The organism is Luteimonas huabeiensis HB2, from assembly GCF_000559025.1.
GTDB classification, from domain to species: domain Bacteria; phylum Pseudomonadota; class Gammaproteobacteria; order Xanthomonadales; family Xanthomonadaceae; genus Luteimonas; species Luteimonas huabeiensis.
Genome location: NZ_JAAN01000011.1, coordinates 21,659 through 41,548, shown reverse-complemented (window position 1 = coordinate 41,548; position 19,890 = coordinate 21,659). Strand labels below are relative to the sequence as shown.

10 protein-coding genes and 1 tRNA gene are annotated in these 19,890 nt (G+C 74.3%); 1 reads left to right on the top strand and 10 read right to left on the bottom strand.

The genetic code is table 11. The features are described 5' to 3' along the window. Nucleotides 1-23 precede the first annotated feature (23 nt). The 5 genes from Z164_RS0102870 to Z164_RS0102850 all read right to left on the bottom strand — a co-directional run bounded on the left by Z164_RS0102870 (nt 24) and on the right by Z164_RS0102850 (nt 8,269). Nucleotides 24-272, bottom strand: coding sequence for a type B 50S ribosomal protein L31 (locus tag Z164_RS0102870; RefSeq protein ID WP_024889238.1), 249 nt, complete (start codon nt 270-272; stop codon nt 24-26). Nucleotides 273-350: 78 nt separating this feature from the next. Then, nucleotides 351-1,286, bottom strand: a complete 936-nt coding sequence (locus Z164_RS0102865) for a nucleoside hydrolase (protein WP_024889237.1) — start codon at nt 1,284-1,286, stop codon at nt 351-353. 25 nt (nt 1,287-1,311) lie between these two features. Continuing rightward, on the bottom strand, nt 1,312-3,396 hold the full coding sequence (gene recG / locus Z164_RS0102860) for an ATP-dependent DNA helicase RecG (protein ID WP_024889236.1): 2,085 nt from the start codon (nt 3,394-3,396) through the stop codon (nt 1,312-1,314). Nucleotides 3,397-3,434: 38 nt separating this feature from the next. After that, nucleotides 3,435-3,818, bottom strand: a complete 384-nt coding sequence (locus tag Z164_RS0102855) for a RidA family protein (protein ID WP_024889235.1) — start codon at nt 3,816-3,818, stop codon at nt 3,435-3,437. Nucleotides 3,819-3,868: 50 nt separating this feature from the next. Further along, entirely contained in the window at nt 3,869-8,269 is a 4,401-nt protein-coding gene (locus tag Z164_RS0102850; RefSeq protein WP_024889234.1) for a DEAD/DEAH box helicase, read from the bottom strand. A 180-nt stretch (nt 8,270-8,449) separates the two neighbouring features. On the opposite strand from Z164_RS0102850, the gene Z164_RS0102845 reads away from it, so the two are divergent. Beyond that, nucleotides 8,450-9,850, top strand: a complete 1,401-nt coding sequence (locus tag Z164_RS0102845; protein ID WP_081770033.1) for an amidohydrolase family protein — start codon at nt 8,450-8,452, stop codon at nt 9,848-9,850. 106 nt (nt 9,851-9,956) lie between these two features. Here Z164_RS0102845 and Z164_RS0102840 read toward each other — a convergent pair. The 5 genes from Z164_RS0102840 to Z164_RS0102820 all read right to left on the bottom strand — a co-directional run bounded on the left by Z164_RS0102840 (nt 9,957) and on the right by Z164_RS0102820 (nt 19,748). Then, nucleotides 9,957-10,032, bottom strand: a tRNA-Lys gene (locus tag Z164_RS0102840). 107 nt (nt 10,033-10,139) lie between these two features. Beyond that, nucleotides 10,140-11,363, bottom strand: coding sequence for a beta-ketoacyl-ACP synthase I (gene fabB, locus Z164_RS0102835; RefSeq protein ID WP_024889232.1), 1,224 nt, complete (start codon nt 11,361-11,363; stop codon nt 10,140-10,142). Between the two features lie 2 nt (nt 11,364-11,365). Beyond that, on the bottom strand, nt 11,366-11,881 hold the full coding sequence (gene fabA / locus Z164_RS0102830) for a 3-hydroxyacyl-[acyl-carrier-protein] dehydratase FabA (protein WP_024889231.1): 516 nt from the start codon (nt 11,879-11,881) through the stop codon (nt 11,366-11,368). A gap of 257 nt (nt 11,882-12,138) precedes the next feature. Then, entirely contained in the window at nt 12,139-12,990 is an 852-nt protein-coding gene (locus Z164_RS0102825; protein ID WP_024889230.1) for an OmpA family protein, read from the bottom strand. A gap of 116 nt (nt 12,991-13,106) precedes the next feature. After that, nucleotides 13,107-19,748, bottom strand: coding sequence for a YadA-like family protein (locus Z164_RS0102820; RefSeq protein ID WP_081770032.1), 6,642 nt, complete (start codon nt 19,746-19,748; stop codon nt 13,107-13,109). Between the last annotated feature and the right edge of the window lie 142 nt (nt 19,749-19,890).

The following is a 19,890-nucleotide window of genomic DNA, read 5'->3' as shown; positions in this document are numbered from 1 at the left end:
GCCGCGCGATGCGCGGCCGGCGCTTACTTGGCGTAGCGCTTGCGGAACTTGTCGACGCGGCCGCTGGTGTCCATGATCTTGTTCTGGCCGGTGTAGAACGGATGCGTGGCCGAGGACACTTCGATCTTGACCAGCGGGTACTCGTTGCCGTCCTCCCACTTGACGGTCTCCTTCGCCGTGGCAGCGAGGGTCGAGCGGGTCAGGAAGCGGAAATCGGAAGTCACGTCCTGGAACACGACTTCGCGGTAATCGGGATGGATGTCGGCCTTCATGGCGGCACCGGGCTTGCGGGAAGCCGCTTAGTGTAGCGGGCGGACGCGGCGGGCGCAATCGGCCCCGGGCAGCGCCGCTCAGCCGGCCGCGAGCGCGCGGCGCATCCGCTCGTGGAACCGCGCCGGGGCGTAGCGCAGCGCGATCCGGGCGTTGTCCGGGGCGCCGTCCTGGCGCAGCCAGTCCACGACGGTGGCGCCGCGGGTGTGGCGGCCGTCCAGCTCCACCGCCAGCGGCCGCTCGGCCCACGCTTCCACGCCCTCGGGCTCCAGCGCCACCGCCATCGCCAGCGCGTCGGCGGCATGCCAGAGGTCGCCGCGGCGATCGACCGACCACAACCGGGTATGGCGCGAGATGTCGGCGTAGAACCGCGCCCGCGGGGAATCGGCCTGCAGCCAGGCTTCGGCCTCGGCATGCGGGAAGCCATGCGCGATGGTCGCCTCCCAGTCCACCAGGTCGAAGCGCGGAAAGGCCTGGAACACGATGTGCGCGGCCTCCGGATCGAAGGCGATGTTGAACTCCGCCGCGGGGGTGATGTTGCCGTGCGCGGTGACCGCGCCGCCCATCACCACCAGTCGCGCCACCCGCTGCGGCAGGCTCGGGTCGAGTTTCAGCGCCAGCGCGAGATTGGTCAGCGGGCCCAGCGCGACCAGCAGCAACCGGCCGGCGTAGGCATGCGAGAGCCGCAGGATCGCCAGCGCCGCGTGCTCGGCCTCGGCCTGCCGCGCCGCGGGCGCGTAGCCGACGTCGCCGAAGCCGTCCTCGCCGTGCACGTAGCCGGCGTCGCGGGCCGGGTGCAGCAGCGGCGCCTCGGCGCCGGCGAACACCGGCACGTCCAGCCCGCACACCTCGACCAGCTTCAGCGCGTTGCCCACGGTATGGCGCAGGCCGACGTTGCCGGCGGCGATGGTCAGCCCGACGACGCGGTGCGCGGGATCGTCGAAGGCCATCAGCAGGGCCAGGGCGTCGTCGACCCCCGGATCGGTATCGATGAGCAGCGGAATGCGTTCGTCCATCGGGCCATTATGCCCGCGACGCGGGTCAGGCCGCCGCGTAGCGCGAGGCGCCGCCGATCCAGCGCTCCACCAGGCGGTCGGCCACGCCCGGCGCCTCGGCCTGGAGGCGCTCGGCCAGCGCGTGCACCTGCGGCAGCAGCGCGGCATCGCGGACCAGGTCGGCGACGCGGAAACTGGCGATGCCGGTCTGCCGCGTGCCCAGCAGCTCGCCCGGCCCGCGCAGCGCCAGGTCGCGCTCGGCGATGACGAAGCCGTCGTTGGTCTCGCGCATCGTCGCCAGCCGCTCGCGCGCCAGCCGCGACAGCGGCGGCTGGTACAGCAGCACGCAGCTCGACGCGCTGGCGCCCCGCCCCACCCGGCCGCGCAGCTGGTGCAGCTGCGCCAGGCCCAGCCGTTCGGCGTTCTCGACCACCATCAGCGAGGCGTTGGGCACGTCCACGCCGACCTCGATCACGGTGGTGGCGACCAGCAGCCCGAGCGCGCCGTCCTTGAACGCGCGCATCACCGCCTGCTTCTCCGCCGCCTTCATGCGCCCGTGCACCAGCCCGACGCGCACCTGCGGCAACGCCGCCTGCAACTGCTCGAAGGTGCTCTGCGCGGCCTGCGCGACGACCTCGTCGCTGTCGTCGATCAGCGTGCAGACCCAGTACGCCTGCCGCCCCTGCGCGCAGGCCGCGCGGATGCGGTCGATCAGCTCGGGCCGCCGGTGCGCGCCCAGCGCCACGGTACGCACCGGCGTGCGCCCGGGCGGCAGTTCGTCGATCGCCGACACGTCGAGATCGGCGTAGGCGGACATCGCCAGCGTGCGCGGGATCGGGGTGGCGGTCATCACCAGCTGGTGCGGCAGCAGGCCGTCGTCGCCGCCCTTGTCGCGCAGGGCCAGGCGCTGGTGCACGCCGAAGCGGTGCTGCTCGTCGATGATGGCCAGCCCCAGCCGGCGGAAGGCCACGCCTTCCTGCATCAGCGCGTGGGTGCCGACCACGACCTGCGCGCTGCCGTCGGCGATGGCCTCCAGCGCGCGGGCGCGGGCCTTGCCGGAGACCTTGCCGGCCAGCCACGCGGTCTCCACGCCCAGCGGCCGCAGCCAGCCCTGCAGGCTGGCGAAGTGCTGCTCGGCCAGCAGCTCGGTGGGCGCCATCAGCGCCGCCTGCGCGCCGGCTTCGACCGCCAGCGTCGCCGCCAGCGCGGCGACCACGGTCTTGCCCGAGCCGACGTCGCCCTGCACCAGCCGCAGCATCGGCCGCGGCCGCCGCAGGTCGTCGCGGACCTGCGCGAACACCCGCCGCTGCGCCGAAGTCAGCGCGAACGGCAGCGACGCCTCCAGCCGCGCCGCGAGCGCGCCAGGGCCGTCGAATGCCGGCGCGGCATGCCGCTGCCAGGCGATGCGCTGGCGCCGCAGGCTGAGGTGGTGCGCCAGCAGTTCCTCGATCGCCAGCCGCCGCTGCGCCGGATGAGTGCCGGCCGACAGCGCGGCCAGGTCGGCGTCCGGCGGCGGCCGGTGCACGTACAGCAGGGCCGCGCGCAGGCTCGGCACCTCGCCGCGCAGCGCCGCCGGCAGCAGTTCCAGCGCATCGTCGCCGGGCAGGCGCTCCAGCGCGCGCGCGATCAGCTTGCGCAGCAGCGCCGGGCCCACGCCCTCGACCTGCGGATAGACCGGCTCCAACTGTTCGTCCAGCGGCGCTTCGTCGCCGCCGAGCGCGCGGTAGCTGGGATGCACGATCTCCAGGCCGTGCGGGCCCGGGCGCGGCGTGCCGTAGGCCCGCAGCCGCGTGCCGGGGGCGAACTGCGCGAGCTGCGCGGCGCGGAAATGGAAGAAACGCAGCAGCAGGGCGCCGCCCGAGGCGTCGCGCAGCGCCACCCGCAGCACCGGGCGGCCGCGGAAGCCCCGCTCGGCCGCCTCCACCGTGCCTTCCACCTGCGCCGGCACGCCCGGGCGCAGGTCGCGGATCGGGGTCAGCCGGGTGCGGTCCTCGTACTGCCGCGGCAGGTGCAGCCACAGGTCCTGCAGCGTGGCCAGCCCGCGCGCGGCCAGCCGCTGCGCGGTCTGCGCGCCCACCCCGGGCAGCGTCGTCAGCGGCGCCCTGCCCGGTTCGGGCGATGCGGCGCTCATCGCCTCATCCCGCCCCGCGCGCGGCGCGCGACGGCCGCTCAGCGCAGCGCGAGGATCGCATCGACCTCGAACGCGGCGCCCTTGGGCAGCGCCGAGACCTCGATGGTCGAGCGCGCGGGGTACGGCGCGGAGAAGAACTCGGCCATCGCCGCGTTGACCGCGGCGAACTCGCCCAGGTCGGTCAGGTACAGGCCCAGCCGCACCACGTCGTCCAGCGATCCGCCGGCCGCGGCGCAGACCGCCTCCAGGTTGCGGAACGCCTGCCGCGCCTGCGCGGCGACGTCGCCCGGCACCAGTTCGCCGGTGGCCGGGTCCAGCGGGATCTGGCCGGAGAGGAACACGGTGTCGCCGGCGCGCACGGCCTGCGAATACGGGCCGATGGCGGCCGGGGCCTGATCGGTGCTGACGGGAATGCGGGGCATGCGGACTCCAGCGTGATGAGTGGGGCGAGTGGCTCGGATCGGAGGCGATTCTAGCGTTCGCCGAGCGCCGCCGCGTCGTGCGCGGGGCCGAACTCCAGCGCCACCCGCAGCGGACGCTGCTCGCGCAGCAGCAGCGCGCGCGCCTGCGCCGCCGCCTCCGGCGGCAGCGCGTCGTCCACGGCGAGCGCGTCGCCGGCCAGGGTCGCGACCACCCGGCCGTCGCGCAGCACCAGCCGCGCGCCGGGCAGGCGCGGCACCTTGTCGCCCGGCAGCAGGGTACCGGCGAGATTGAGCGGGTCGGACGCGCCGATGCAGACCAGTTCGCCGTCCGCCGGCCGCGCGCGGACCCCGCGCAGCAGTCCCACCGCCTCCGGCAGCGCGTACTGCTCGCCGGACAGCCCGGCCACGAAGCGCCCGCCGCGCACCTCGCCGCGCGCCTCCAGCCGCCGGTACACCCGCACCAGTTCGCGCCAGGGCGGCAGCCAGCGCGGTTCGCGTTCCAGGATCCGCCAGCCGACCACGCCGTAGCGGCGCAACAGCACGCGCGCGGCGTGCTCCACGTCGGCCTCGTCGCGCGGGCCCGACGGCCGCCGCGCCGGCGCCCAGCGGCCGGCATCGGCGATGCCCAGCGCCATGCGCGCCCCGCGCCGGCCGCGGCCGCGCACCGACGGGCGCCGCGACGGCGGCACCAGCAGCGCGCGCAGTCCGGCGAAGCTGTCGCAGTGCGCCACCCCGGCGGCGGCCAGTTCCGACAGCGCATCCTCCAGCTCGGTGCGCAGCAGGCGGGTCTCGTCGAGCAGCTCGTCGAAGAACGCCGCGCCGCCCGCCGACAGCGCCTCGGCCACGCGCCGCGCGCGCGAGGACAGCGCGGCGGCGTCCGCATCCGACTGCGCGATCCGCGCCCAGCGCGCCGCCTCGCGGCGCGGCAGCAGCGCCACCGGCGTCTGCCGCAGGCTGCCGCCGCGGGTCCCGACGCCTGCGTCTGCCCCGCGCGGGCGCAGCCGCAGCCAGGCGATGCGCCCGGCGGTGCACAGTTCGTCGAGCCAGCCGATCGCGTAGCCGCGTACGCGCGCGGCCAGCAGGTCCGCCTCCCACGCCGCCGCCGGCGCCTCGTAGCCTTCCAGCTGCGAGAGTACGCCGGCCAGCGCGTCCGGGCCGGTGCCGCGGGTCGCCGGCGCCACCCGTTGCCAGTCGCAGAGAAAGCGCACGAAGTCGGCCAGCGACACCGGCTCGATCTCGCGCCGAAGCCGGCCCAGGGTCTCGCGATGGATCCGCGCCAGCAGGCCGCGCTCGCACCATTCGATCGCCGCCGCGCCCACGGAAGGCGCGGCGGGCGAGAACCGGCCCTGCGCGGCGCTGCCCTCCCGCTCCAGCGCGAGCAGCGCGGCCTGCACGACGGCGGGGCGCAGGCCGAGCGGCGCGGCCAGCGCAGCGACGGTCGCCGGCCCGAGCGCGCCGAGCCGGCCGCGCAGCAGTTCGCGCGCCGCGTCCTCCGTGCTCCAGTCCACCGCGGCGTAGTCCGGCGGCGCCTGCAGCGGCGGCGCGGCCCCGGCGCCTGGATGCAGCGCACGCAGCATCGGCAGGCGCTCGGCCGCGACCCAGCCTTCCACGCCCGGGCCGGCAGACAGCCGCGTCGCACGCCCCGCGCGCGCCAAGCTCTCCAGCAGGGCGGACGCGCCGGGCATGCGCGCGGCCTCCTCAGCCGTCAGCCAGCCCAGTTGCATCAGCGCATCGTGCAGCTCGTCGGCGTCGCGCGCCTCCGGCCAGGCCTCCGCGCGCACCCGCTCGATCGCCTCGGGATCGAGCCGGCCGAGGTCGTCGGCCTGGGCGGGATCGGCATAGCGGCGATGCTGCACGGCCTGGGTGCGGCGCTCCTCCAGCGGCGCGTCGTCGAGGAACGCGTAGGGCCGCGCATTGACGGCTTCCGCCGCCAGCGGCGAGGGCGCGGCGAGATCGCGCGCCACGACCTCGATCGCGCCGGACTCCATCCCGCGCAGCACCGCCAGCCAGCCCGGCGCGTCCATCGCCTCCTCCAGGCAATCGCGCAGGGTCTGCGCGACCAGCGGGTGGTCCGGGATCTCGCGCTCGCCGACGATGTTCTCCAGGCACGCGACCTGGTCCGGGAACACCGCCGCCAGCAGGTCCTCCGACTTCATCCGCTGCAGCTGCGGCGCGACCTTGCGCCCGCCGGCGAAGCGCGGCAGCGCCAGCGCGGTGGTCGCGTTCCAGCGCCAACGCACGCCGAACAGCGGCGCGTCCAGCAGGGCCTGCACCAGCACGTCGCGGGCGCTGGACGAATGCAGGTAGCGGGCGACCTCCTGCAGCGGGAAGCTGTGCGAGGTGGACAGCGACAGCACGATCGCGTCCTCGGTCGCCGCCGCCTGCAGCTCGAAGTTGAACTGGCGGCAGAAGCGCTTGCGCAGCGCCAGGCCCCAGGCGCGGTTGACGCGGCTGCCGAACGGCGCGTGGATCACCAGCTGGGTGCCGCCGCTGTCGTCGAAGAAGCGCTCCATCACGATCCGCGACTGCGTGGGCAGCGCGCCCAGCGCCGCGCGCGCGGCGGCCAGGTAGTCCAGCAACTGCACCGCGGCGGCCGGCACGACGCCGGGGATTTCCTGCAGCCAGGCCAGCGCGGCGGCGCGCGCGCGCGCGCCGGCGGCCGCGCCCGGCGCATCGAGCCGCGCTTCCACCTCCGCGCGCAGCCGCGACACGCCGGCCGACAGTTCATCGCTGCGGCCCGGCGCCTCGCCGATCCAGAACGGGATGTTGGGCGGCAGGCCCTTGGCGTCCTCCACCCGCAGGCGGCCGGGCTCGATGCGCAGGATGCGGTAGCTGGCGTTGCCGAGCTGGAACACGTCGCCGGCCAGGCTCTCGACCGCGAAGTCCTCGTTGACCGTGCCGATGCCCTGCGCCTCCGGCTCCAGCAGCACTGCGTAGTCGCCGGTGTCGGGGATGGTGCCGCCCGACATCGTCGCCAGCATGCGCGCGCCCTTGCGCCCGCGCAGGCGCCGGTTCACCGCGTCGCGGTGCACGTGGCCGGCGCGCGGTCCCTGGCGCCCGGCGTAGCCTTCCGACAGCATCCGCACCACGGCGTCGAAGTCGGCGCGCGGCAGCGCCCGATAGGGCCAGGCGCGCCGGACCAGCGCGTACAGCGCGTCCTCGTCCCAGTCGCGCTGCGCGGTCTCGGCGACGATCTGCTGGGCGAGCACGTCCAGCGGCACCGACGGGATGCGCAGCGCGTCCAGCTCGCCGCGGCGCACGCAGTCCAGCAGCGCGGCGCACTCGACCAGCTCGTCGCGGCTGGCCGGGAACAGGCGCGCCTTCGGCACCCCGTCCACCGAATGCCCCGCGCGACCGGCGCGCTGCAGGAAGGCGGCGATCGAGCGCGGCGAGCCGATCTGGCAGACCAGGTCCACCTCGCCGATGTCGATGCCCAGCTCCAGCGAGGCGGTGGCCACCAGCAGGTCCAGCTCGCCGCGCTTGAGCCGCTGTTCGGCATCCAGCCGCGCCTCGCGGGCCAGGCTGCCGTGGTGCGCGGCCACGCGATCGCGGCCCAGGCGCTCGCCCAGGTGGCGCGCGGCGCGCTCGGCCATGCGCCGGGTGTTGACGAACACCAGCGTGGTGCGGTGCGCCCGCGCGAGCGCGGCGATGCGGTCGTAGAGCTGCTCGGCCTGGTCGTTGGACAGCACCACCGACAGCGGCGTGGGCGGCACCTCCAGCGCCAGGTCGCGCTCGCGCGCGAAGCCGACGTCGACGATCGCGCAATCGCGCGGCGCCGAGTCCGCATCGGCGCCGGTCAGGAAGCGCGCCACCGCCTCGATGGGCTTCTGCGTCGCCGACAGCCCGATGCGCTGCAGCGGGCGCCCGCACAATGCCTCCAGCCGCGCCAGCGTCAGCGCCAGGTGGCTACCGCGCTTGTCGCCGGCCACCGCGTGGATCTCGTCCACGATCACGCTCCTGACCGTGGACAGCATCGCCCGGCCGGATTCCGAGCCCAGCAGCACGTACAGCGATTCCGGCGTGGTCACCAGCACGTGCGGCGGGCGCCGGCGCATGCGCGCGCGCTCGGCCTGCGGCGTATCGCCTGTGCGCACCGCGGTGCGGATGTCGACCTCGGGCAGTCCCAGTCGCGCCAGTTCCGCGGCGATCCCGGCCAGCGGCGCCTCCAGGTTGATCCGCACGTCGTTGGACAGCGCCTTCAGCGGCGAGACGTAGACCACCCAGGTTTCCTCCGGCAACCGCGCGTCCGGGCGCGCCAGCGCCTCGCGCACCAGCGTGTCGATCGCGGTCAGGAACGCGGTCAGCGTCTTGCCCGAGCCGGTCGGCGCGGACACCAGCACGTCGCGCCCGGCGCGGATCGCCGGCCACGCCCGCGCCTGCGCGCCGGTGGGCGCGGGAAACGCGCTGCGGAACCACTGCGCGACGGCGGGATGGAAGGCGTCGAGAGGCATCTGCCCGGTTCGGAAGGCCGCGCGCGGCGGCGGGTGCGACGGTCGCGCCTTCCGTGGCATCTTCGTTGGATTGCCCGGTCGGCTGCGCCGCATGGCCGGAATGTGCGCCCGTCCGCGGCCGGCTTCAACCGCGCCCGCCCCGGCGGTTCAGGCGCGCCCCTACGTCCAGAGGCCCTCCCCATGCCAAGAATGCTGTTCGCCGCCCTGTCCGCGCTGTGCCTGCTTGCCGGTTGCACCACCGCCCCGCCACCGGCCGACGCGGTGCTGCTCGGCCGCGTCTTCGACGCGCGCGCCGGGCGCGTGGTGGAGGACGGCGCGGTGGTGGTCGCATCCGGGGCGATCCTCTGCGCCGGTCGCGCGCGCGACTGCCGCTGGAATGCACGCACGCCGGTGCACGACTACGGCCGCGCGCTCCTGTTGCCCGGCCTCATCGATCTGCACGTGCACGCCCGGCCGCACTTCCTCGGCGCGTTCCTGCCTTCCGGCGTGACCACGGTGCGCGATGCGAACAACACGTTGGATATGATCGCCGCCATGCGCGCCACGGCGGGCGCGCCGCGCATCCTCGCCAGCGGCCCGATGCTCGACGGCGAAGGCAACGTGTTCTCGGGCGGCCCCTCGCCGCTCGGCAGCCGCCCGCTCGGCGAGATCATGCCGATCACCATCGCCGGCGAGGACGATGCGGCCGCGGCGGTGAACGCGCTGGCCGAAGCCGGCGTCGAGTGGATCAAGCTCTACGAGCAGGTGCCGCCGGCGGCGTTCGACGCCGCGTCGCGCGCCGCCGGCGCGGCCGGCCTGCCGGTCATGGCCGACCTGGGCACCATGCTCACCCGCGGGCTGACCCAGGCCGAGATCGACGCGACCCAGGCCGCGCGCGCCGGCGTGTCGAGCCTCGAACACCTCAGCGGCGCCGCGCTCGCCTACCGCCGGCTCGGCGGCGACCCGCTCGCCGACGCCCTCGACGACGCCTTGCTGGACCGCATCGCCGGCGAGATCGCCGCCAGCGGCATGGCGGTCGTCCCCACCGTAGGCAACGCGCGCCAGTTCGCCAGGCCGGGCAGCCTCGCCCTCGACGACCTGCCGGGCGCCGGACGGATGCGCCCTTACTTCGCCGACTATTGGAAATATCTCGAAGGCGCGGTCTCGGGCGACCGCGCCACGCCCCGTGCCGCCGCCGACCTGCGCTTCGTCTCGGCGCTGCTGCCGCGCCTGCTGGCCGCCGGCGTGCCGATCGGCGCGGGCTCGGACCTCCCCGCCGCGCCGTACATGCTGCCAGGCGGCGCATTGCACCAGGAGCTGGCGGCGCTGGTCGACGCCGGCCTGGAACCGGTGCAGGCGTTGCAAGCGGCCACCCACGTCGCCGCGGACATCCTCGGCCGCCCCGACCTCGGCCGGCTCGAGACCGGCGCCCGCGCCGACATCGTGGTCGTCGACGGCGACCCGCTCGCCGACATCCGCCACACCCGCAGGATCGCCGCGGTGTGGTTCGAAGGCGAACCGCTTGATCTCGACGCGGCCTGGCGCGCGGTCGAAACCGCGCTGCAGGCGGCCACGGATGAGCAGGCCCAGGAAGCGGCATGAAGGAAAGTAGCGGCACCGCTACCGCAGCCGCGCCGGCGGCGCCTTCGCCGCCCCGGGGGCGGACAGCCGCGGCAGCGTATCGCCGCTGGCGCGTGCGCTCGCCGGATGGTGGGTCGTGTTGGATTCGAACCAACGACCAGCGGATTAAAAGTCCGATGCTCTACCGACTGAGCTAACGACCCGGCGCTCGACGAGGCGCGGGACAGCCCGGGCGCCTCGGGGCGGGAATTGTGCCACGCCCGCCCAGGTGGGGCCATCGACGCGGCCGCCGCCAGGCGGCCGGCGCCGTTCAGTCCGCGCGCGCGAACACCAGGCTGGCGTTGGTGCCGCCGAAGCCGAAGCTGTTGGACATCACCGTGCGCAGGGCGGCATCGCGGCGCTCGCGCACGATGGGGAACGCCTCGGCCTCCGGGTCCAGCCGTTCGATGTTGGCGGAGCCGGCGATGAAGCCCTCGCGCAGCATCAGCAGGCTGTAGATCGCCTCGTGCACGCTGGCCGCGCCCAGCGAGTGCCCGCTCAGCGCCTTGGTCGAGGACAGCGGCGGCACCGCTTCGCCGAACACCTCGCGCACGGCCGCCAGCTCCACCAGGTCGCCGAGCGGGGTCGAGGTGCCATGGGTGTTGAGGTAGTCGATCGGACCCGGCGGTTCGTGGCCCAGGCCGGCCAGCGCCATGCGCATACAGCGCACCGCGCCCTCGCCGGAAGGCGCGACCATGTCGGCGCCGTCGGAGGTCACCCCGTAGCCGACCAGCTCGGCCAGGATCTCCGCGCCGCGCGCGCGCGCATGCGCCTCGTCCTCCAGCACCAGCATGCCGGCACCGCCGGCGATGACGAAGCCGTCTCGGTCGGCGTCGTAGGGCCGCGAGGCGGCCTGCGGCGCATCGTTGCGGCGGGTGGACAGCGCGCCCATCGCGTCGAACTGCGCGGTCATCGCCCAGTGCAGCTCCTCGCCGCCGCCGGCGATCATCACGTCCTGCGCGCCGTGGCGGATGAGGTCGGCGGCCGCGCCGATGCAGTGGGCGGAGGTCGCGCACGCGGCGGAGATCGAATAGCTCAGCCCGCGGATACCGAACGCCGTGGCCAGGGTGGCCGATACGGTGGAGCCCATCGAGCGCGGCACCATGTACGGGCCGACCTTGCGCACGCCGCGCGCGCGCAACAGGTCGGCGGTCTCCACCTGCCATTGCGGCGAGCCGCCGCCGGAGCCGGCGATCAGGCCGGTGCGCGCGTCGCGCACCTGCGCATCGCTCAGGCCCGCCTGCGCGATCGCGTCGCGCATGGCGACGTAGGCGTAGCCCGCGGCGTCGCCCATGAAGCGCTTCAGCTTGCGGTCGATGTGCGCGTCCAGGTCGATCCCGGGCACGCCCGCGACCCGGCTGCGCAGGCCGAGTTCCGCGTACTGCGGCACGAAGCCGATGCCGGAACGCCCCGCGCGCAAGGCTGCGGACACGCTCGCGGCGTCGTTGCCCAGGCACGAGACGATGCCCATCCCGGTGACCACCACCCGGCGCATGCTCAGAAGCCCTCCGTGGAGGCGAACAGGCCCACGCGCAGATCGGACGCGGTGTAGATCTCGCGCCCGTCCACCAGCGTGCGGCCGTCGGCGATCACCATCTCCAGCCGCCCGCGCAGGACGCGCCGGATGTCCAGCTCGTAGGCGACGAGCTTCGCGCTCGGCAGCACCTGGCCGGTGAACTTCACCTGCCCCACGCCGAGCGCGCGACCGCGCCCGCTGGCGCCCAGCCACGGCAGGTAGAAGCCGCACAGCTGCCACATCGCATCCAGGCCGAGGCAGCCGGGCATCACCGGGTCGTCCTCGAAGTGGCAGGCGAAGAACCACAGGTCCGGGTGGATGTCCAACTCGGCCTTAACCACGCCCTTGCCGTAGCGCCCGCCTTCGGACGAGACCTCGGTGATGCGGTCGAACATCAGCATCGGCGGCGCCGGCAGGCGCGGGTTGCCGGGGCCGAAGAGCTCGCCGCGCGCGCAGGCCAGCAGTTGCTCGCGGTCGAAGGAAGCGGATCGGGTCATGTCGTCGTGCCGTGTGGAAAGCCGCCTACTTTGCGACATTTCCGCCCGAAAGCCTTGACCGTAATCAAAACATCCGGCATACGCGGGCGTACGCAAGCTGGCCGCCCGCGGCGCACGGGCGCGAGGACCGACCATCGCGGCCAGCCTCGGCACGGCCGCGATCTCCCCTCGCCGCCGGCGCCTGCCGACGGAGGCGGCACCGCCGGCGGCAGGCGTGCCGCGCTCGCGAACGCGACCGGCGGCGTGCGTCGGCGACGTCAGCGCGAAGCCAACGCCCGCACCTCGACCTCCACCCGGCGATCCGGCGCCAGGCACTCGACCAGCGCCGTACGCGGCAGCGCATCGCTGCACGCGGTGGTCACCGGCTGCGATGCGCCGCGCCCCACCGCGACCACCGCATCGGCCGGCACGCCGTGGGCGACCAGCAGCGCGCGCACCGTCTCCGCGCGCTGCTGCGACAGCCGCTGGTTGGCGCTGTCGCTGCCGATGCGATCGGTATGCCCGATCACGGTCACCGTCGCCGCCTGCGCGTCGCCGATCTCGGCGGCGAGCTTGCGCAGCTGCTCGCGGCCGGCAGGCCGCATGTCACGCTCGGCGTGGCCGGCGAACGCGAACAGCGCGTCCGCCGACAGGGCGATCCGGCGCACGCCCTCGGTCGCGGGCGCGGGCGCGGCCACGGGCGCGATCTCGGGCGGATCCAGCAGCGCCGCGCACGACGCCGGCTGCCAGTGGAAGCTGCGGCCGAGCAGATCCTTGTCGAAGATCACCTTGTACTGGCAGGTCTTGACGCCCTCGGGCGTGCGGAAGTGGAACAGGTAGTCCCATTCGCGCACGCCGATCAGGCCTTCGCGGAAGTGGGGCCGCCCCAGGGCTTGGTAGAGCTGGTCCTTGGTGACGCCGGCACCGACCGCGCGCAGGTCGTCGAGATTGGGGAACGTGCCCTGGGCGAGCACGGCGCTGTCGGGATCGGGGAAGACCACTTCGCCGGCCACGCCCTCGGGCGTGATGTCGCGGCTGACGTGGCGGGTACCGCATGCGCTCAGCGCGATGGCCAGCGCCGAGGCGGCCAGGGCCAGGCCGATGCGGGTGTTGAACGGAGTCTTGGTCATGTCGTTGGACCTCTGCGTGGGGAGCGCGCCTGCGGCGCGGCCGGGCGTGCCCGCCCGGGGTTCCCCGTGGATGATGGATGCGGTGGGCCCGGCACGGTGGTGCCGGGCCCCGGGGTTCACCACTGAATGCCGGCGCCGACCGAGAAGCCCCAGTCGCGGGCGGTGTTGCCGCTGGCCTGGGCGCGGTAGACGTAGCGGCCGTTGTCGGTGATGCCCGACAGACCGATCGCCATGCCGTACTCGCTCTGGTAGCCGCCGAAGCCGACCGCCAGCATGCTCTTGCCCGGCAGGTAGGCCTGCGGCAGGCCGGCCATCGCCATCGCCGACGCGGTCGCGCCGCGGTAGCCGCGGTCGATCGTCCACAGATCGCCCTCGATCTGGTTGATGCGACCGTCGGTGTAGGCGTTGGCCGCACCGATGGCGTGGTTCACGCCGGCGTTGAGCTGGTTGACGTTCACCGCATCGGTACCGGCGATACCCGGCGCCACGCCGGTCACCGTGCGCCCGCCGACGTTCACCTCGCCCGTGGACGAACTGTTGCCGACGTAGGCCGCGTTGTAGCTCGCCTGCGCGCCCACCGTGGTGGCCGAGCCCGCGCCCAGGGCCACGCTGTTGCCGTGGCTGGCGGTGGCGCCGTGGCCGAGCGCGGTGCTGTCGGCCGCCGAGGCGGTCGCACCCTGCCCGAGCGCGGTGCTGCCGGCGCCGCTGGCGACGCTCTGGTTGCCGACCGCGACGCTGTCGGCCCCGCTGGCCACCGCGCCGTTGCCGCCGGCGGCCGCATTGGTTCCGGTCGGCGCCGGCGCCACGTAGGGCTCGTCCTGGCTGATCCGGAACGGGCCGCTGGCGCCGTTTTCCAGGTTGGTGATGCGATTGTCGACCTCGACCACGACGCCTTCGATGTCGGTCACGCGATCGCCCAGGTCGGTGATGTCGCCGCGGATGTCCACGATGTCGCCCTGGATGTCGGTGATGTCGCCGCGGATATCGACGATGTCGCCCTCGATCTGGGTCACCCGGCCATCGAGCTGATCGATGCGGTTGTTGACGCCGCCGATCTGGGTGTCGGTGTAGCTGTTGGCCTCGCTGATCGCGTGGGTGACGCCCGCCTGCAGCTGGCTGACGTTGACGCCGTCGGTCGCCGCCGAACCCGCCGCGACGCCGGTCAACTGGCGTCCGCCGATGTTGAGCTCGCCGCTGGAATCGCTGCTGCCCACGTAGGCGCCCTGGTAGCCCGACTGCGCGCCGACCGTGGTCGCCGAGCCCGCGCCCAGCGCGATGCTGTTGGCGTGGCTGCTGACCGCGCCGGCCCCGATGGCCAGGCTGTTGAGCGACAGCGCCTGCGCCTGCGCGCCCAGCGCCAGCGCGCCGGTGCCGTCGGCGCTGCTGCCCAGGCCCAGCGCCACCGCCTGCTCGCCGGCCGCGGTCGCGTCCTTGCCGGCCGCGATCGCGTCCTCGCCCGAGGCGCCGTCGTTGTCCTCGTTGCCGCCGCCGGTGGAGTTCACGCTGTAGTAGCGCGTGCGGCTCGCGGCGACGGTATCGCGCAGCTGGCCGACGTTGACCGCATCGGTGTCGTCCACGCCCGCGGCGACGTTGGTGATGATCGTATTGCCCGCGTCGATGCCGGCGAGGGTCACGCTCGGGCCGCCGACGATCGTCAGGCCGGCATCGCCCAGCCGCACGTCCGGGCCGATCGCCACGCCGGTGCCGTCGATCACGGTGTCGCCCGCGGTCACGCTGTCCACGTCCAGATCGCGGTTGAGGGTGATCGCCACCACGCCGTTCTGGTCGGCGCCGGTCTGGGCCACGCCGATGTTGGCGTCGCCCTCGAACGTCACCAGCCCGTCGGGGCCGATGTTGACCTGGTGGCCTTCGGCATCGGCGAGGTTCCAGCCGGCGTTGGCGGCCTGGTTGACCAGGTCCAGCTGCTCCTCGGTCGCCGCGCGGCCGGAGCCGTCGGCGAAATCGGGATAGTCGATGGTCTGGTTCTGCAGCCCGCCGATGGTGCCGGTGTCGCCGCTGATCGCGATCGGGTTGGCGCCGCCCACCGAGATCGCGTTGCCGCCGATGGTCGTCGTGCCGCCGGCATCGCGTACCGCGATCGCACCCGCGCCCACCGTGGTGGCGTTGCCGGCGCCGTCGTCGACGGCCAGGCCGTCGGTATCGAGCACCGCGTCGCCCGCGGTCACGCTGTCCACGTCCAGATCGCGGTTGAGGGTGATCGCCACCACGCCGCTCTGGTCGACGCCGGTCTGGGCCACGCCGATGTTGGCGTCGCCCTGGAACGTCACCACCCCGTTGGGACCGATCTTGGCCTGGTTGCCGTCGGCATCGGTGACGTTCCAGCCGGCGTTGACCAGGCCGCTGACCACGGCGAGCTGGTCCTCGGTCGCGGCCTGGCCGCTGGTGAAGTTGTCCGGATCGAAGGTGCGGTTCTGCAGTCCGCCGATGGTGCCGGTGGCGCCATCGACCACGACCGGGAACGCGCCGCCCACGGTCAGCGCGGTCGGGGCGAGCGTACTGGTGTAGGTCCCGTCGCCGACCGCCACCGTGCCCGGCGCGATGTTCACCGTGGCGCTGCCGTCGGTCGCGGCAAGGCCGCCCGCGGTCAGGTTGGCGACGTTGCCCGCGCCGTCCTCGATCGTCACGCCGTCGGTGTCGAGCACCGTGTCGCCCGCGGTCACGCTGGCGACGGTGATGTCGTCGGCGAGGTCGAAGGTGAGGTCGGTGCCGTCGCGGGCGACGACGATGTTGCCGTCGTCGTTGGCGAAATCGACGGTGGCGCCGGGCGCCACGACGCCGGCGGCGCCGCCCTGGGCGCTGACGTTCCAGCCCTGTGCGGCATAGCCGATGGCATCGTGGACGGTGTTCTCGCCGGTGCCGCCGATATTGGTCATGGTCACCGTGTGGGTGTCGGGGTCGTAGGCGGCATTGCCGCCCAGCACGTCGGCGATCGATGCGCCCGCGGTGTCCAGGTCGCCGGCCAGCGCGTTCAGCGCCAGATTGGTGCCATACAACTGGCTGCCGTTGATGGCATCGGTGCTGGTGGCGCTGATGCGGCCGGCGGCGACGTTGGTCAGGGTGCGCTTGTCCTGCGCGGTGCCCACGCTGACCGTCCCCACGGGGCTCGCCCCGGCGAAGGCGTAGGTGGTCTTGTCCACCACGACGCTGGCGGTGCCGACCGCCGCCGCGGTGGCCGCACCCTGGCCCAGCGCCACGGAACGCGCATGCCCCGCGGTGGCCCCCACGCCCAGCGCCACGGCATTGGCCGCGGTGGCGGCGGCGTTCTGGCCGAACGCCGCGGCGCCGACGGCGGTGGCGCGCGACTGCGCGCCGACCGCCACCGTGTTGGCGAACGTGGCCTGGGCCGCATGGCCGAAGGCGCTCGCCGACGTGCCCGTGGCCTGCGCCAGGCGGCCCACCGCAGATGCCGACGCCGCCGAGGCCAGGGCGCCATCGCCGTGGGCAAGGGCGGACGCGGCGGTGGCACCGGCGCCGCGACCGGACGCCTGCGCGGCCTCGGCCGATGCCGTCGCGCCATCGCCCTGGGCGATCGACGAGGTCCCGCTGGCGGCGGCGCTGCGGCCCAGCGCCAGGGCCGCCTCCGCCGTGGCGCTGGCGCCGTCGCCGACCGCGGCGGCGGCGACCTGGTCGGCCAGGGCGGCACGGCCGATCGCCGTGGCGTTCTGGTAGACCGCGTTCGCGCCGGTGCCGATGGCGATCGCGTTGACGTTGAGTGCCTCCTGCCCCGGCGCCGGCGCGAAGCCGGACACGGCGCCGGTGCCCAGCGCGATGCCGTCGGCGGCCAGGCCGCGACTGTTCGTGCCGTTCGCGACCGCGTTGCTCCCCGAGGCCCAGGCATCGGTGCCGCTGGCCTGCGCGTTCACGCCGCTGCTGCGCGCGCGCGTGCCGGAGGCCTGCGCGTTGGCGGCGATCGCGTGCGCGTCGTAGCCCTGGGCGACGGCATTGACGTCGGAAGCCAGCGCGTCGTGGCCGATGGCGATCCCGTTGTCCGCGCTCGCCTCGGCGATTGTGCCGATCACGATGGCGTTGTCCACGCTCGCGGCCGTCTGCGGGTCGGACTCCGCGCCGGTGCCGATGACGATGGAGTTCAGGCCGCGGCTGACGGCCGCCTGGCCGACGGCCACGCCGCCCTGGTCGTAGGCGGCCGCGCCGCTGTTGCCCAGCACGGTGGAGTTGATCGCCTTCGCGTTGACGTCGTAGCCGATGGCGACGCCGCGGTGAGCGCCGGCATCGACCACGGCCTCGTGGCCCACCGACAGCGAGGAATCGCCGCCGGCCACGGCCGCGGGGCCGATGGCCATGGCGTTCTCGCCGGTCGCGCCGTCGTTGCCGCGGTTGGCGATTTCCGTGGTGTTGGCGCTGAAGTACTTGTTGCCGTTCTCGTCGATGGCCTGGTTGAGCTGATCGACGTTGACCGCCTGGTTGCCCAGCACGCCCGCGGCCACGGTGACGGTGCCGTCGGCGTTGTAGCGCACCGCATCGGCGGGCAGGATCTCGACCGTCCCGTCGGTCACCGCGCCCAGGGCCTCGACGACGCTGTTGAAGGTCACGTCGTTGCCGGCCGAGTCCTTGACCGTGATCGGACCGTAGCTGCCGTCCGGGTTGACCGCGACGCCGCCGCCGACCAGGTTGGCCACCGCCTGCTGCGCGCCCCGCAGCTGCCGCACGTTGACCGCATCGTAGCCCTGCGCGCCGTCGGCGACGTTGACGATGCGGCGCTGGAAGCTGCCGCCGGCGACCGAGTTGCCCACCGACACCGCGCTGCCCGGCGCGGCCGAGCCGGTCAGATAGCCGGCTCCGCTCACGTCCGCGTCGCGCGCGATCGAGTTGCGGCCCAGGGCGATGTTGCTGCCCTCGGCGACCGCGTGGGCGCCGACGGCGACGCCGTTGCCGCCGGCCGTCGCGTCCTTGCCCAGCGCGAGGCTCTCGCTGCCGGCGGCCTGCGCGCCGCTGCCCAGCGCCACCGAATTGGTGCCCGCGGCCGTGTTGTCGCCGATGGCGACGGCCTGCGCGCGCGCGCCGGCGCCATCGTTGGCGCGGCGGCCGATGGAGATGTTGTTGTTGCCCTGCAGGCCACGGCCGGCCTCGGTGCCGAGCGCGAGGTTGTCGTCGCCCTCAACGCCGGTGCCTGCGTCGTAGCCGATGGCCGTGGTCAGGTTGCCGACCACGTTGCGCCCGGCGCGGGTGCCGATGGCGACGTGATCGGTGCGGTCGCCGGCATCGGTACCCGCCGTGCCCACGCCCGCATCGGTGCCCAGCGCGATGCCGCGCTGAGTGGCGGCCTGCGCGCCCCTGCCCGCGGCAATTGCGTCGACCGCGCCGGCGGTGGCCCGGCCCAGCGCGACGCTGTCCTCGCCGCCGGCGATCGCCTGCGCGCCGATGGCGGTCGCACCGAGGGCGCCGGCCTGCGCGCCGGCGCCGATCGCCGTGGCCCGGCTGCTGAACGCCCCGGCCACCTGCGCGCCGGTGCCGATGGCCAGCGCGTCCTGCGCGAACTCCGACCCCACCGCGGCGCCGTCGCCCAGCGCCAGCGTCCGGTTGCCGGCGGCGGCGGCATTGCGGCCGATGGCGATGGCGCCATCCCCGTCGGGGATATCGGCATCGGCGGTGCCGACGCGGGCCGCCTGGCCCAGGGCGATGCTGCCGGTGGCGCCGGCGGTGGTCGAGGCGGCGTCGCCGGCGGCGAGGCTGCTGTCGCCGGCGGCGATGGTCTCGGGACCGATCGCGATCGATTCCGCGCCCAGGGCCCGGGAGTCGGGGCGCGTCGAGGCGGCATGGAAGTAACGCACGCCGCCGGCGCCCGCCTCGATGAACAGATCGAAGATCTGCTGGCCGGTGACCGCATCCGTGCTGGTCGCGCTCAGCTGACCCGGGGCCACGTTGGTGATCCGCAGGCCGCCGGCGTCGATCCCGCCGGTGGTGACGCTGGGCGCGCCCGGGCCCAGGCGCAGGCCGGTCGCATTGAACGTCGCCGTGCCCACGGCGACCCCGGTGGTGGACACCGTGGTCGCGCCGGTGGTCAGGCTGGTGGCGGTCAGGTTGGGATTCAGGGCCAGCTGCACGCTGGCGGCGTCTTCCGCGCCGCCCAGGGTCACGCTCACATTGCTGTCGCCGGCGAAGGCGACGGTGCCGCCCGGACCGATGTTGTGCGTACCGGCGCCGACCGCGACGTTCCAACCCGCCGCGGCCTGCTCCTGGACCTGCTGAAGCTGGCCGAGATTGACCGCGTGATCGGCCGCCGTGGCGTTCGCCACGCCTGCGACCACCAGGCCGCCGGCGTGGATCCCCGTCGTGCCGATGCTGGGCGCGCCGGCGCCGAGGCTCAGGCCGGTGGCGCCGAGCACCACGTCCGTACCGATCGCCACCCCGGTGCCGTCGATGCGCGTCGTGCCCGCGGTCAGGCTATCGACCGTCAGATCCGGGTCGAGCGCGATCTCCACCACCGCGGCGTCGGCGCCGCCGGTCTGGACGACATCGATGTTGGAACCACCGGAGAAGGTCACCACACCGCCCGGCCCGATGGCCGCCGGCGTGGCGCCATCGGTCACGGTGAAATCCTGGGCGGCCAGCGGCCCGCCGGTCATCGCCAGCGCAAGCAGCGCCGCGGACCCGAGGCTCTTGACGGCGCGGCGCTCGTCGCGCGTCGCCTGCCCGGGCCGATCGCCGCTCGCCAGTTCGGACGCCACGACCCACTGTCCCATGCTGGCGTTCCAGACCTTCCGGAAAATTCTGTTCATCGCTGTTGCTCCGTTCTGTGCATCGGCCGGTGCCGATTGACCTGAGGAAGACAAAAAATTTGATTTCTGTCACAAATTTTTATGAATCCATTAAGCACAAAACGTGCCAACTCGATCACGTTTTTACGGGCCGCGGGCGAAA

What these genes read in the sequence shown, in the direction of transcription:
- Z164_RS0102870 (WP_024889238.1), bottom strand. Translation starts at nt 272, where the DNA reads ATGAAGGCCGACATCCATCCCGATTACCGCGAAGTCGTGTTCCAGGAC.
- Z164_RS0102865 (WP_024889237.1), bottom strand. Translation starts at nt 1,286, where the DNA reads ATGGACGAACGCATTCCGCTGCTCATCGATACCGATCCGGGGGTCGAC.
- recG (WP_024889236.1), bottom strand. Translation starts at nt 3,396, where the DNA reads ATGAGCGCCGCATCGCCCGAACCGGGCAGGGCGCCGCTGACGACGCTG.
- Z164_RS0102855 (WP_024889235.1), bottom strand. Translation starts at nt 3,818, where the DNA reads ATGCCCCGCATTCCCGTCAGCACCGATCAGGCCCCGGCCGCCATCGGC.
- Z164_RS0102850 (WP_024889234.1), bottom strand. Translation starts at nt 8,269, where the DNA reads ATGCCTCTCGACGCCTTCCATCCCGCCGTCGCGCAGTGGTTCCGCAGC.
- Z164_RS0102845 (WP_081770033.1), top strand. Translation starts at nt 8,450, where the DNA reads ATGCCAAGAATGCTGTTCGCCGCCCTGTCCGCGCTGTGCCTGCTTGCC.
- fabB (WP_024889232.1), bottom strand. Translation starts at nt 11,363, where the DNA reads ATGCGCCGGGTGGTGGTCACCGGGATGGGCATCGTCTCGTGCCTGGGC.
- fabA (WP_024889231.1), bottom strand. Translation starts at nt 11,881, where the DNA reads ATGACCCGATCCGCTTCCTTCGACCGCGAGCAACTGCTGGCCTGCGCG.
- Z164_RS0102825 (WP_024889230.1), bottom strand. Translation starts at nt 12,990, where the DNA reads ATGACCAAGACTCCGTTCAACACCCGCATCGGCCTGGCCCTGGCCGCC.
- Z164_RS0102820 (WP_081770032.1), bottom strand. Translation starts at nt 19,748, where the DNA reads ATGAACAGAATTTTCCGGAAGGTCTGGAACGCCAGCATGGGACAGTGG.